This window comes from Enteroscipio rubneri, assembly GCF_002899715.1.
Taxonomy (GTDB): domain Bacteria; phylum Actinomycetota; class Coriobacteriia; order Coriobacteriales; family Eggerthellaceae; genus Enteroscipio; species Enteroscipio rubneri.
On sequence record NZ_PPEK01000014.1, the window covers coordinates 1 to 14,321 of the forward strand.

Consider the following 14,321-nt stretch of genomic DNA (forward strand, 5'->3'; position numbering starts at 1 on the left):
GCCGTTCGGCGTCGACGTGAGGTCCTTCACGGAGGCGCCGTTGGCGTACTTGACGGCGCCCGTGGCGGATTCGGCCCAGCCGGCGAACGTGTGGCCGGTCTTGGTGAAGCCGTTCGAGGTGAGGTTCTTGGCCGTCCCGTAGGTCATGGACTGGTTCGACATGGAGCCGCCCGTGTTCCCGTTGCCGTTGAAGATGATGGAGTAGGGGTTGGGGGTCCACTTGGCGTAGAGGGTGACCGTGCCGTTCGGCGTCGACGTGAGGTCCTTCACGGAGGCGCCGTTGGCGTACTTGACGGCGCCCGTGGCGGATTCGGCCCAGCCGGCGAACGTGTGGCCGGTCTTGGTGAAGCCGTTCGAGGTGAGGTTCACCGACATCCCATGGGGTACGGTCTGAACCGCCATAGAGCCTCCCGTGCTTCCGTTACCATTGAAGGCGATGTTGTAGGAAGTCTGCGCTCTATAGGTGTCTGCCACTCCCGATGGGATTGCATTGTATGCAAACGATTTGCCACTACTATTAATCCAGTTTCCGGTATAACCGTTCATCATCGGCTTAGAAAGAACCTTGAGTGTGTAATTCGAACCTACTTTGACTTCGGAAAGACTGGGGCAGTTTCTAAATACACCAACTGCGCTTCCCGGAAGTTTTGAAGTATCTAAGCTGGAGATATCAAGAAACGTTAGCTTTGAACAATCAGCAAATAATTCATCCATATTTGTATTGACAGGAAGACTCCAAGTCGAAAGATCAAGCGAAGAAAGACTAGAGCAGTTGGCGAACATGCCTTCATTAATTGTTACGACTGAAGTATCAAACCCTAAAAGATCAAGAGAGGTCAAGTTAGTACAATCATTAAACATGCGTCCCATTGCACTAACTTTCGAGGTATCCCAGCTGGAAAAGTCGAGAGAAGTAAGGCTAGTGCAGCCGGAGAACATCCATGTCGTCTGTGTGAGTTTCGGAGTGTTCCAGCCAGACACGTCGATAGAAGAAAGACGAGAGCAGTTGGCGAACAAAGAATAAGCAACAAAGAGGTTCGAAGTATCCCATTTGGAGACATCGAGAAAGGATAGGCTGGAACAACCGTAAAACAAGCAGGTCATATCTGAAATACTTGAAGTATCCCATTTGGAGACATCGAGAAAGGATAGGCTGGAACAACCATGAAGCATATGTGCTACCTTTTTAACACCCGACGTGATCAGGCTGTCCAAACCTTTGATTTCGGTAAGAGCGGAGTTCCCATAGAATAGATATCCGAGCGATTCGTTTGCTTTCACTCCGCTATCAATCGTAGCAACTTTAATCGTACTATTGTTTGCCCACGGAATGTAGCTTTCAGCGTAAGACGCGGGCAGCGTTCCGCTGATACCATTGGTAGGAGTTATAATAAGTTCGTTTGTCGAGGTGATGTACCAGGTAACGCCATCGCCGATGGTTCCCGTAGTGGCACCCTGTGGTACGACGCGCTTCCACTTCGCATAGAACGTCACGATGCCGGAAACAAAGTCCCCCGAGTCAAATTCGGCACTACCAGCACCGAAATTATAGAGCTCTTCAGGATGAGAACGAATAGACCAGCCAACAAACGTATAACCGGGTTTCGAAGGGTCTTGAGGCTTAGTTATATTTGGGGTCATATTATAATGAGATGAAGACGTCGGGCCACCGCTTGCGATTCCAGTCATGTATATCTTCTGATCGGGAACAGACGTTCCGCCTAGAGAATCAAAACGGAACGTGTACGTACCATCAGCATCAAAGATGTATGGCGTCGGCTTCCCCGCCACCACCTCCACCACGCGCATGATCCTCGCCAGCTCGATGCCGTCCAGCGACAGCACGGCCGTCACCTCGGACACGCCGATCTTCTTGCCGGTCACTTGGCCGGCTTCGACCGAGATGGGCGTGGCGGCATACGAGTACGTCAGCTCGCAGCCGTCAGGGACTTCGCACACGCCGCCCTCGAACAGGTCGGCGGTTTCGCCGACTTCGAGCGCAAGCGGATCGCTCGCGAGGGAAATGCCGTACGGCAGGATATGGTTTCCGCTGGCCACGAGGCCGGGATTCCAGGGGTATTCGCCCGCTTCGTCGTAAGGGGCGTAAATCGCGACGCCCGTGCAGCCCGCAATCGCGTCGGCGTCGACGGATGGGGCGTTTGAAAAGGTGACGATTCGGGAGAGATCGGGGCAATCGGCGAACGCGCGCGAGCCCACTGAGGTGACGCTGGCCGGGATCACGACGCGCTGCACGGCCGTGCCCGAGAACGCGCCGGCACCGATGGCCGACACGCCTTCCGAAAGCTCGACGGACGCCAGGCCGGTGCAGCCGGTGAAGGCATCGTCGCCGATCACCGTTATCGGCGCGCGGATTTGCACGGACGACAGCGACTGCCGGCCCTGGAAACCGGCCGGCGCTATGGCCGACACGCGATATTCCACGTCGTTCAGCTTCGCGGTGGCGGGAATGACCAGGTCGGCCTCGGGATCGCTTTCGCCTACCCATGAAACGGCAAGCGTGTAGTCGTCCAGCAGCGTGAAGACGAAGCCCGAGGCGGGCTGGCCTTCGGGATCGGTCGGCCCCACCGCATCGCCCGGCGCCGCCGGTTCGACGAAGCTCTGGAAGCCCGCGGCCTCCCACACGACCTTGCGCGTGTCGTAGTTCTCGCCGGCGGGAAGCGCCACCTGCGCGTCCCGCTTCGCCGCCTCCGCGAAGGCGGTCTCGTGGATGTCGCGCACATACCCCAGCGCCACGATGGACGCGAGGCCCTCCGCTTGCGCGAAGGCCCCTTCGCCGATGGACTCCGTCTCGGCGGGCAGCACGACCGCATTGCCCGCGGCGGCCGGGAAGTACAGAAGGCTCGCGCCATCCTTGCTGTAGAGCACGCCCTCGCGCGCGGAGAAGGCGGCGCTGCCCTCCCCCGCGTGCACGGCCGACAGGCCCGAAACGCTCGAAAACGCCGAGGCCGGCGCCGAGGACGTTTCGTCGGGGATTCGCGCCGTGCCGCGCTTGCCTTCGGGCACAAACAGAAGCGCGCTCAGATCCTTCGAGAACAGCATGCCGTCGGACGAAGCGTACTTCTGGTTCTGCGGGCTCGCGAACACGCTTTCGAGCAACGGGCAGCCCGAGAGCGCCCCGTCGGCCACCGTTTCCACGGAGGCCGGAAGCGAGAGGGAGGTCGCCCCGCTTCCGGCCAGCACGCCGGACGCGGACCCGTCGGCGGCGGTGTAGTCGATGTCGGGATCGCCGATGACGGTGACGGCGTAGGCGTCCTCGCCGCTCATCACCAGGTAGGGCACGGCCACGTCGCCCGCAAGAGACGCGCCGCGCCATCCCACGAGCGCGACGGATTCGCCATCGTCCAGGATGCGGTACACAAGGCCGTCCTGCACGACCTCGCCGACGACTGCCTTGGGCGCTTCGGGCACCAGCGGTACGGCCGCGGTGGCCTGGCCGGACGCGGGGCTTTGGTCGATCGGGGCCGAAGGGGCGGCATCGGCGCCGGCGGGCGCCTGGGAGCCGTCCTGCGGCGCGCCGGCGGGCGCATCCAGCGGCACGTCCTCGCTCAGCTGGCCCGAGGAGGAACCCCCGTCGCCCGCCGGGTCCTTCGCGGACTCGCCGGCGCCGTTCGCATTCGTGTCGGGCTGCGACGCCCCCTCGGATTCGGCCGTCGCTGCGGGCAACGGTTCGGCCGCATACGCGCGCGCGGCATCCAGAGGAGTGCCGGCGACGAGAGCGAGCGACAAGACGAGGGCGAGCGCGGCTGCGCCCGTCCGCGAGCGAACGTTTCTCTGTCCCATTTCTCTGTCCCTTTTCGATCCGTTCGCGTTGACGTCGAGCTAATGTCGGCGTCGGCATCCAGAAGCCCCTCTGGATGTATGCGAATACGCCTGTTCACACTCATAAAGAGTAATATATTCGACATATTAGACATAGGAGGGGAGTTTGTAAACCGCTGGGGACAGGTTTTGTTGAATATATTCACCTTTCGGGATATATTCACCAGTATAGTGGCTTCGGCGTTTTTGGGAAGAGGGGCGCGTGGATGCCGGCGAAACCCGCTGGCGAAACCGCGTCTCCATGTTAAAACCCGTTGATATTGCGCAAGGGCAGCGACACGCCGTACTGCCCTCTCCCCATCCTCGCTAGAGGCCGAAGCGAACGCGCCACGCGCCGTCCGATCCTCGCCCGGCGCGGTATCCCAGGTTGCGGCACGTCTCCACCGTGGCGTCGATGCGCGCGCGGCAGCTGTCCAGCATGAGCCAGTCTTCTTCGGATAGCGCTTCCTCGACGCGCCTGCGAAAGCGCCGGTTCGGGTCTTCGGCGCACTTGGAAGAGCTCCGCACTGAGTCCTCGGCGCGTTCGAGATCGCTCGCACCCGCCGAAGGGTCGGCGCACTTGCGTTCGAGATCGCTCGCACCCGCCGAAGGGCCGGCGCGTTCGAGATCGCGCGGGCCCGCCGAAGGATCGGCAGGCCCAATGCCGGCCGAATCCGTCGAAGGCTCGATGCGAGCCAGGACTTCGTCCAGCGCCTGCTGGTACTCGTCAAGCGCCTGCTCCACGCACGCGACCCCCTCGCGCAGGCCCCGCAATGCCAGCAGCACGCGGCCGGCCGTCAGCAGCACGTTCGCGCGGACCAGCCTGCGCGCGCAACGCTTCTCCATAGCTCAGCCCCCTAAACCGAACTCTTGTGTATTATCTACATTAATCATGTAGTTTCTTATATGATAGCACAGCTATATTGTAGGTCAACTATCCTTTACATATTTGCGGTCTCCTCATAATTTATGTACCATGGCTTCGAAAGGAGGAGGCCCCCTATGCAGCATAATCTGCAGCTGAAATCGCTCCGCAAGCGGGCGGGATTCAATACGCAGGCTGATTTGGCCCAGACGCTCGGAGTGAATCCCCGCACGTATGCGTCGTGGGAGCGCGGGGAGGTGAAGCTGACGCTCGGCGATGCCCAGCGCATAGCCGACGTGCTCGGCTGCTCGCTCGACGAGCTGGCCGGGCGCGCGGAACCTGCCGACCGGCGCCCCTCCGCAGCAGCCCAGGATTCGAGGCGCAACGCGTCCCCCGCCGCGCCGCCGAAGAGCGAGCGCGCTCGCCCGGGTTCGGCCGATGCCGACAGGGATCAGATGGAAATCGTCAGGCTGTTCAACCAGCTCGACGAGCCGAGGAAGGGTTTTCTGCTGGAGGCCGCGCAAGGGCTGGCCGCGGCGTCCAAACCGGAAGCCGCGGTCGCGGTCACGTCTTTCTGACGATGGCGAGGTCTTCCACGCTTACGCGCAGCTCGTCTTCGTACTGCTCGCGGTCGAGCCTGTTCGCCGAGACGTCCACGACGGCGAAGGCGCTCGCGCCCGACGCCTCACCTTCTTTGAGGCTGGACCCGTAGTCCTGCTTCAGATCCGCCAGAAACGCCTGCGCGGCCTGCGCGTCGGCGAATTGCATCTCGAGGCTGGACGTTTCGCACAGTCCGTCGCGTCCGAAAGCCACCGTCTCGGTGACCGAGCGCTCGTCGCCCTCGCCGCCCATCGTGTAGCGATAGACGACGGTGCCCGACCGGTCACGGTCCTCCTCGGCCGGCACATCCGCAGGATCGTCACCGAAGCGCTGCTGCTGCCGTTGGCCCGAGTCGACCTGCGTCGCCTGGTCGGAGGGCCCTTCGCTCGACCCTTCGTCGAGGTGCGAGAGCTGAAACGCCCCGAAGCCCAGCAGGGTCGCGAGCAGCGCGCAGCCCACCGCGGTAGCGCCCGCCTTGAGGGCGAAGCTGCGACGGTGCAGCTCGTCCGCCTCGCGCATGCCCTCCGCGATACTGGACGGCAGCTCGTCGAACATGATGCTGGAGAGCTCGGCCGGGCCGCCATCTGCGGAGGGCGACGGGCGGTCAGGGGCCAAGGCGCTGGTCGATGCTGTCGGGCGATGGATACTCGCGTCGCCGGCTGAAGCCGATGGGCGGTCGGGGATCTCGCTGCACGCTTCGCACGCGGTCGCGCCAGGGGTCGGCGCGGCGGTATGCGCGGCAGGCGGACAGCCCGCATCCGACTCGTGCCGATCCGGCGGACGCTCTTCGAGGGCGCGCCGCGGGGAGGCGTCCGCGATAACGCCGGCGTCCCTCAGCTCTCGCAGGCGCTTCTGCACGAGCATCTCGAGCTGCCGGTCTATGGTCGAGTGCTTGTCGGGCTGCTTCGCCGCGGCGTCCTCGTCGCGCGGGACCACGCGCGCGACGAGAGCCTCCGGCTTACGCTCTCCTGCCGAGGCCGCGGGCACGACGCGACCCGCGGCAGTGGACGCGGGTGAGGGCGCGGGCGGGCGCCGGTTTGCAGCGGGGAACGCGGCTGCAGACGCCTGACGACTGGCGGCGGCGCGACGCGGGCGGGCGCTTTGGCCCTCCATCGCGTGCTTGCCCCGAAGCCCGATTATTTGCGAGGACGCATCGGCCTGCTCCGCGAGGGGCCTATCGGGCAACGCAGGCTCTGTAGCGGGTGCTTCGGCAGCACGGCCATGAGCCGATCCGAACGCGCGCGCCACCGGAGGGGCAACCGCAGGCGGTGCCGAGGCCTCAGGCGGGCGCTGCGCCTCCGGTGCGCGCGGCTGGACGGGCACCGACGGCTCGGAGGCGTTCGCAGGCGGCGACGAGCACGGCCGATCAGCCGCAGGCGCGTGATCCAGGACGGGCGACATGGGAGTCGCGCCCTTGTCCGCCCCGGCAGCAAGGTGCGCGGCCGGTTCCGCCCCGGCTTCCGATGCGGCAGCGAGGGATGCGGCAGCGAGGGATGCGGCCGGTTCCGATGCGGGTTCCTCCGACGCTTCGAACGACGGCGCGATCGGCTCAGGCGGCGCGGATGCGACCGTTTGGATCGAGCGGGGCGCAGGCTCCGGCCCAGAACGGGCCGAAGGTTCGAGGGTGTACGGGAAGAAAGATCCCGTAGCGGCATCGGAGAGCGCTGCGGCTGCGCCTTCCGGTGCGGGCCCCGACGCCGCCCCGGATGCGGGAGCAGGCGCGGCTTCGAGCTCGTGCACCTGCGGAACGGACGGCATCGAGAAGCCGAGCGGGGTCCGGGCGATCATTTCCAGAAGCCGCAGGTTCGCCTCGCCCGCATCCAAAGGCGAGCCGGCCACCGCTTCGGCATCGGCTATCGCCTGCGCCGCAGGCGCTGCTGCCGCGTCTGCGGCGCAGGACTGCGCTTCAGAGGCGGCAGGTCGCCCCTCCATAGCAGCCGGCGGCGAGTCGGCGGTTTCCGCCTTCGCATCGACGGCCTTCGACGCAGGAGCAGAACGATCCCCCGCGCTTTCCGATGCTTCGCCAGCAGCCGCCTCATGCGGATGCTCGGCAAGCCCGTCCACGAACGCGAACAGGCCCTCCAAAGACAACGAATCGTCGTCGTGCTGCAACATTCTCTAGCTTTCTCACGACCGCGCCGTTCGGCGCGTTGCTGTGCTGCCGACCGTTCCGAGGCCCGCTTATCCAACCGCGCCATCGGGCGCCACCAACCGCCTACTATAGCAAACAAACCCAAGCTACACGCCCAAATGTCGAATATATACATCTTTGCACCTTGAAGTCGCTTCGGCTGCATTTCATTCAAGAAGCGGCTCATGTTCGCTTAGCAACGCAGCACACCGCTACAACTGCTTTCCGTTTCGGTTTGTCTCAGCCCCACGCTGCAATCAACCTACATGCGCCTCGACAATGCTCTCTTCTTCCTCCTATGGCTTGCTACCCGATTGACAGCGCACACGCGTTCGCGTATTATGAGCGAACGGATATTCTCACGAACGTTTGATCGCGCGAACGGATGACCGCATGGAATTGATCGAAAAGCTCGAAATCCTCGCCGACGCTGCGAAGTACGACGTCGCCTGCACCTCGTCGGGCATCGACCGCGGCGCGCAAAAGGGCAAGCTCGGCAACACCCTGGCGGCCGGATGCTGCCACAGCTTCGCGGCCGACGGGCGCTGCATCACCCTGCTCAAGGTGCTCATGACCAACGTCTGCGTCTACGACTGCGCCTACTGCGCGAACCGCGCGTCCAATGAAGTTCCGCGCGCGGCGTTCAAGCCGCGCGAGCTGGCCGACCTCACTATCGCGTTCTATCGGCGCAACTACATCGAGGGCCTGTTCCTCAGCTCCGGCGTCATCCGTTCCCCCGACTACACCACCGAGCTCATGATCCAGACGCTCTCCCTCCTGCGTGAAGAGCACGGCTTCCGCGGCTACATCCACGCGAAGGCCGTGCCCGGCACCTCGCTCGAGCTCGTGCAGCAGCTGGGGCACCTCGCCGACCGCATGAGCGTGAACATGGAGCTGCCCTCGCAGAAGAGCCTCGCACTGCTCGCCCCCGAGAAGGACAAGCAGCAGATCATCGCCCCCATGCGGCAGATCCGCGACAACATAGCCGTGGACAAGGACACGCGTGCGCTCGTGCGGCGCGGCACCACGTACATGAAACAGGTCGTGCCGAAGAAGAAGGAGCGCGCATTCGTGCCGGCCGGACAGTCCACGCAGATGATCGTGGGCGCCACTCCCGAAAGCGACTTCCAGATCCTCAACCTCTCCGCGGCCCTCTACCGCACGCTCTCGCTCAAGCGCGTGTTCTTCAGTGCCTACACGCCCGTGAACGACGACGCGCGCCTGCCCAGCACCGACGGCGTCCAGCTCAACCGCGAGCACCGCCTGTACCAGGCCGATTGGCTACTGCGCTTCTATCGTTTCGATGTCACCGAGATCATCGACGAGAAGCACCCCTTTCTCGACCCCGAGGTGGATCCGAAAGCGAACTGGGCGCTCAACCACTTGGACTTCTTTCCGGTGGAAGTGAACAAGGCCCCGCTCGATGCGCTGTTGCGCGTGCCCGGCATCGGCGTGAAGGGAGCGCGATCCATCGTGCGCGCCCGCCGCACCACATGCCTGCGCGAGCAGGAGTTGCGCAAGCTCGGCATCGCGTACAAGCGCGCGCGGTTCTTCATCACTTGCAACGGCAGCTACGCTGGCCAAGGCGCCGACTTCTCCCGCGAAGGATTGCGGGCGCAGCTGGTCGCGCCCATCGAAGGCGGCAAGCACGGACGGCGCGCGGACAAGACCATACCAGGGCAGATGAGCCTATTCGATAGCATCGAAACCCCTGAGAAGAAGCGCATCGCCGACGGCGCCGCCCGAGCGCGGGCGCTTGACAGCGGCCCGGCAGCCGGCGGGGCTGGCGCAGCCGACACCGCCGACGGCGAGCGCTCCTCCGCAGCCGGTGAGACTGTCGACAAGCGCCCTTCCGCAGCTGACGTTGCTAACAGCAAGCGTTCCTCCGCAGCCGACGGCGTCTACGGCTGGCAGCGCGCCCTCGAGCATCCCTAGGCCGTGTGCGCATGAGCCGCAATCCCGATCCTTCCCCCGCGCCCAAGCCCATGCCCGCGCCCTCCCCCGTCCCTACGTCCGAGCAGCCGCTCGAAGACGTGGCCTACGTCTACGACGGCACGCCCGAAGGGCTGTTCACCGCCGTGTTCATGGCCTACGCCCATCGCGAGGACCCTCAGGACGTAGCCGTGCATGACACGTTCCAGCCGCGCCTCGGGCAGGCCGTGCGCTCCATCGAGACGGACGAGGAGCTTGCTCTGCGCGTGCGGCGCGGCATCAGGCGCGCGTGCGGGCATGCCTGCTACGACGCCGCGCTGCGCGCATCGCTCTCCGACGACCCGAGCTCCGGCATCGTCGTCTACCGCTTCGTCCGCTATGCGATGGCGGCGAACCGCCCGCACGACTGCACGGGCTGCCGCAAGCGCGGATCGTGCGGCGGCCCCCTAGGCTCCGGGGGCCCCACCGGCGCGGCCGGCTGCTCGGGCAAGGCGCGCGGCAGCGTCCTCAACGACCTCGCCCATCCCGCGGTGGAGCCGCTCATGCGCCTCGTGCGCGCCGTCGGCAACGAACGCCACCGCATGCTGCAGTTCCTGCGCTTCGAGCATCTGGAGAACGGCGTGTGGTTCGCGCGCTGCAACCCGAGCGCAGCGGTGGTGCCCCTGCTCATGGACTGGTTCAGCGGCCGCTTCAACACCCAGCCGTTCATCATTTTCGACGAGAATCACGGCATGGCCGGCGTCTACGAGGGCCGCGATTGGTACCTCGTGCGCACCGACGAAGTGAACCTGCCCAACAAGGCCTCCGACGAGAAGCTCATGCAGGCCGCATGGAAACGCTTCTACGACACCGTGGCCATCGAGGCGCGCTACAACCCCGAGCTGCGCCGCCAGTTCATGCCCAAGCGCCTCTGGAAGAACATCATCGAGATGCACGAGCGCATCCCCGGCAAAGACCTCTCCCACCCGAGGCGCCATCCCGAAGGCTAACGGCGTCGCTCCTTGCCCCGGCACCAGCATGCTAGGCGGCGACGCTCCGGCACCAGCAGGCGGCGTCATTCCAGCGTCGGCATTCCCGGCGGCGACGCTCCCGACATCAGCATTCCGACAGCACGCTCAATGCACCAGCAGGTGGACGACAGGCGAGGGATACGGGAGCACGTCAATGGCGGTTTGACGGCGCAAGACGACTTTCTGGCAGAGATTTCGAGGTATGTGATTTAGAAACGTGCAGAAAACGATTGCGCGCAAAAATGCGACGTCGTTTTGCCTGGTCGGAAAATCTCTACGCATCCCGGAGCGGGCTCCCGCTCTATAAAAAATCACATACCTCGGAATCTCTGCCATTTTGAGCCATGCCGACGTTTCGTTCCGGGCGGCAATGCAGCAGGTCGACGTTTCGTTCCGGGCGGCAAGTCGTCGTTTCATCCTGGATGCCGATACGGCAGGTCGCTTCCTCGTTCATGCCACGGCGCGCTTGCCCGCGCTGACGCGGGCAGCACGGTCGGCCGTCCCCTTACACGCCGGCGAACTCGAAGGCAGGACAAAAACCTCGGCCATGCGCCCGAGCGTGCTCGTCTCGAACCTACACGCCGGTGAGATCAAAGGGCGGGATGAAGCTCTCCTCGGCGGCGCCGCCCTCCTGCCAGAAGTAGTCCTCCACGCCCAGCTCGTCGGCGAAGTCGAGCAGGCGCTCGTACTCCTCGTCCGGCACGCGCCGCGCCAACTCGGGACAGCGCCGCAGCGCCTCGGCCGCCCGCGCGTCCCCCGCAGCGGCGGCATCGGCCAGCACGGGCGTGTACTGGTTCATGAGCGACAGCAGAACGTCCGAGCCGAACCGCTCGTGCACGAGCCGCACGACGCGCTTCGAATCCTCCAACGCGCCCGGCAGCATGAGGTGGCGCACCACCGTGCCGCGCACGAGTCGAGGCCGACCGTCCACGTCGTCGAACGAAGGCGGACCCGTCTGCGCTACCATGGCCTCGAGCGCCGCCAGCGCGACATCCGGATAGTCGGACGCATGCGAATAGCGCGCCGCCAACGCCGCATCGGCGTACTTGAAATCGGTCAGGTAGGCGTCCACCGTGCCCGCATTCGCCCGCACGGCCGCAGCCGTCTCGTAGCCCGACGTGTTCCACAGCACCGGCAGCGCCAGCCCCCGACCACGCGCGATCGCGACGGCCGCGCGCGCCTGCGGCGCGTAGTGGGTAGGCGTCACAAAGTTCACGTTGAGCGCGCCCTGCGCCTCAAGCTCCAGGCACATCTCGGCCAGCCGCTCCACGCTCACAGGCGCGCCGGCCTCGCCGGCGGCGATGACCGCGTTCTGGCAGTAGACGCACCTGAGCGGGCAGTACGCGAAGAACACCGTGCCGCTTCCCGCATCTCCGCTGATGGGGGGCTCCTCCCAGAAATGCAGCGCCGCGCGCGCCACCACGAGCGCGTCGCTCGCGCCGCACGTGCCGCGCGCGCCCGAAGCCCGATCGGCTCCGCAGGCCCGCGGGCACAGGTCGCACGACGCCGGCGCAAGCGGCTCAGGCATGCGGTCGCACGTCGCTTTCGCCGCGCGCCTGTCGCCCGCAATCGTCGCGAATCCATAGCGTGCATCCACCGAACGCTCGCGAGCGAGCCTTGCCGCCGCACCCTTCCCGCTCGCGTCCTCTGCATCCGCCATGGCGTCGCCCGCAGGCGCGCTCATCGCCGAAGCGCCGCCGGCAAACGCGCTCATCATCGTGGCACCGCCCGCAGGCGCGCTCACCGCCGAAGCGTCCCGGATCAATTCGCCGAGAACGAGCCGAACGGTCCGGGATATCCTTGGTACGGATCACGGCCATGATCGTGATCGTGGTCGCAGTCGTCGCCGCACCCGTCAAGGCCATCGAGGTCCTCGTCATCGTAGTCTTCGACCCCCTCGCCATACGCCTGCTCGGCGCGCGTCCAATCGAGCCCCTGCTCTGCACAGGCGGCTTCCTCGCCATACACGAGAGCGAGCGCCGCGGGCGATTTGTCGGCCCCGCCGATGACCGCCAGCAGCTCCAGCAGATGCAGGCTCGCCTCGGCATGGGGCAGAATAAGATCCATATCGTCGGCTGCCATGAGCGCGGCCGAAAGCTCGCCCATGAGCATTTCCACCGTATAATCGCCGTCGAAGCGCATCGCCGACACCGCGTCCAGCACGTGCTCGGCAAGCGGAGTAGTCGCACCTGCTTGCCCTGTTTCGGCCGCAGCAGGCCCAGCCGAACGGCGATGCGCACGGTAGAGCGCATCCGCCTCCACGGCCGACACGATCTGGGACACGGTCTGCAGCGTGTACGCAGCGCGCCCGAGCTGGGCTGTTCCCGCTCCGCCTGTGTCTTGGACCGATCCGACAAGCATCTCCAGCAGCGGGCGCGCGGCCTCCACGCCGTCCTCGTCTCCGGCAACGAAGCAGGCGAGGTTGTCGCGGTCGGCGAACGCTTCCGGACGCGCAACGTCCAGTACCACAAGCGGAGCCTCAACGAGCACAAGGCTGCTCACCACGGCTACCGCGTTCAACTCGCGAGCGAAATCGGGCGTCGTCGGCGAAAGGTCAAGCAAGAGGGCGCCCGGGGCAGCCGTTTGCATGTAGCCCTCTTCGTCAAAGTAGGCATCCTCGAGCGCGGTCTGGGATGTGCAGTAGGTGATGATGACGCCCGCTTCGACAGGGTCGTCGGTCCGCACGTAGCCTGCGGCTTCAAGCCGCTGCGCCATCGCAGCGCCCACCGTCTCGTTGCCGGTGTATGCAAAAGCCTTCTTCATTGAAGCACCTTTCCCGAATTCATCCGCTCGTGTTCTGCCCGTATCCGCCCGCTTGCGCGATCGATTCCAGCCCGCTCGCTCGCGCTTCGTCCGTCAGGCGCTCGAATCGCCCGTCGCTCGAACGTAGGACGGCGGGCGACATTCTCAGCCGAAGGCGCCTCCCGCTAGTCCTCTCCTTTGACCCGCTTTGCAATGCGGTCTGCCACGGACAGCTCCTCGCGCTTGTCCCCGCCCCAGAACACCACAGCTATCATGCCGGGGCCCACGTGACTGCCGATGACGGGCCCGATGCTGCTCTCCAAAAACAGTATGCTGCCGTCGTCCTTCTCAAGCTCGTCTTTAAGACGCTGGGCATCCTTCGGACAATCGGCGTTGCCTATCACCACGCACCGCCCAGGACGCGAATCGGCTTTGCGCTTGCGATAGTATTCGGCCAGCTGCTTGATGCCCTTCTTCCGTCCACGCGCCACGCCCGCTAGGGCCAGTTTGCCCTCGACCGTAATGGTGAGCAGCGGCTTCACATCCAACTTCGACCCCGCGTAGGCAACTGAGCCGGGAATGCGACCGCCGCGCCGCAGCGCCTCCAAGTCCTCCACCATAAACTCGGCATCGACAAAAAAACGCGCTTCTTCGGCCCATCGGGCCAGCTCGCACGCCGTCATGCCGTTGTCGCGCTGCCCGAGCGCCTCGTAAACCAAAAGCGCCTCTGCCACCGAGGCCAGACGGGTGTCCACCAGGTAGAGCTCGGCTTCGGGATGCTCGGCCTTCACCTGCTCGAGCACCATCGTGGCGGCGTCGAAGCTGCCCGTCAGCCCGCTCGAGAAGCTCAGGCACACCGTGGGCACGCCGCTAGCGACGGCGCGCTCGAAGGCCTCGCGGTACACCGGCATGGGCACCTGGGAGGTGGTGGGCTCCTCGCCGCTGCGCATGGCCTGGTAGAAATCGTGCGCCGACGAGGTCCGGTACAGATCGTCGGCGTGCTCGCCGTCGCTCATGATGTAGGGGTAGCGGATGAGCTCCACCCCGTCCCTGTCGATCACCTCGTAAGGCAGATCGCAGCAGGAATCGATGATCAGGTTGCACACTGGCTGCATGTCCGAGCCTTCCTTCGCTTTGTTTTCGTCCGGAACGCCCCTGGCACCCCGGCGCACCCACCGGCGTTACCTCGCGCCCCTGCGCCCCGGCTCCGCCGACGTCTCCG

At 65.0% G+C, this 14,321-nt stretch carries 9 protein-coding genes; 3 read left to right on the forward strand and 6 right to left on the reverse strand.

Annotated elements, in window-relative coordinates:
* Together C2L71_RS09990 and C2L71_RS10000 are read right to left on the reverse strand one after the other, a co-directional pair.
* Window positions 1–3,801, reverse strand: a 3,801-nt coding sequence (locus C2L71_RS09990; RefSeq protein WP_129588503.1) for a leucine-rich repeat protein, incomplete at its 3' end; no start/stop codon positions are given.
* Window positions 3,802–4,146: 345 nt separating this feature from the next.
* Window positions 4,147–4,665: a hypothetical protein gene (locus C2L71_RS10000; RefSeq protein WP_103265620.1), complete on the reverse strand. Its 519-nt coding sequence runs from the start codon at window positions 4,663–4,665 to the stop codon at window positions 4,147–4,149.
* Between the two features lie 156 nt (window positions 4,666–4,821).
* On the opposite strand from C2L71_RS10000, the gene C2L71_RS10005 reads away from it, so the two are divergent.
* Window positions 4,822–5,262 (forward strand): helix-turn-helix domain-containing protein, encoded by a 441-nt coding sequence (locus tag C2L71_RS10005; protein ID WP_157938965.1) that lies wholly within the window; start codon window positions 4,822–4,824, stop codon window positions 5,260–5,262.
* Here the strand turns inward: C2L71_RS10005 and C2L71_RS10010 are convergent.
* Window positions 5,249–7,399 carry a hypothetical protein gene (locus tag C2L71_RS10010; RefSeq protein WP_103265622.1) on the reverse strand — a complete coding sequence of 717 codons (2,151 nt, stop codon included), beginning with the start codon at window positions 7,397–7,399 and terminating at the stop codon, window positions 5,249–5,251. The genes C2L71_RS10005 and C2L71_RS10010 overlap by 14 nt on opposite strands.
* 409 nt (window positions 7,400–7,808) lie before the next feature.
* Between C2L71_RS10010 and C2L71_RS10015 the strand changes: the two genes are divergently transcribed.
* Both C2L71_RS10015 and C2L71_RS10020 read left to right on the forward strand, forming a co-directional pair.
* Entirely contained in the window at window positions 7,809–9,350 is a 1,542-nt protein-coding gene (locus C2L71_RS10015; RefSeq protein ID WP_103265623.1) for a putative DNA modification/repair radical SAM protein, read from the forward strand.
* Window positions 9,351–9,361: 11 nt separating this feature from the next.
* Complete coding sequence (locus tag C2L71_RS10020; RefSeq protein ID WP_239926612.1) at window positions 9,362–10,336, forward strand: TIGR03915 family putative DNA repair protein; 975 nt, start codon at window positions 9,362–9,364, stop codon at window positions 10,334–10,336.
* A gap of 595 nt (window positions 10,337–10,931) precedes the next feature.
* Here C2L71_RS10020 and C2L71_RS10025 read toward each other — a convergent pair.
* The 3 genes from C2L71_RS10025 to C2L71_RS10035 form a co-directional block, all read right to left on the reverse strand.
* A complete protein-coding gene (locus C2L71_RS10025; protein ID WP_239926614.1) occupies window positions 10,932–12,101 on the reverse strand; it encodes a radical SAM protein in 1,170 nt (389 codons plus the stop codon).
* A 17-nt stretch (window positions 12,102–12,118) separates the two neighbouring features.
* Window positions 12,119–13,120, reverse strand: coding sequence for an NAD(P)-binding domain-containing protein (locus C2L71_RS10030; protein ID WP_103265624.1), 1,002 nt, complete (start codon window positions 13,118–13,120; stop codon window positions 12,119–12,121).
* 164 nt (window positions 13,121–13,284) lie between these two features.
* On the reverse strand, window positions 13,285–14,214 hold the full coding sequence (locus C2L71_RS10035) for a DegV family protein (protein ID WP_103265625.1): 930 nt from the start codon (window positions 14,212–14,214) through the stop codon (window positions 13,285–13,287).
* Window positions 14,215–14,321 lie beyond the last annotated feature (107 nt).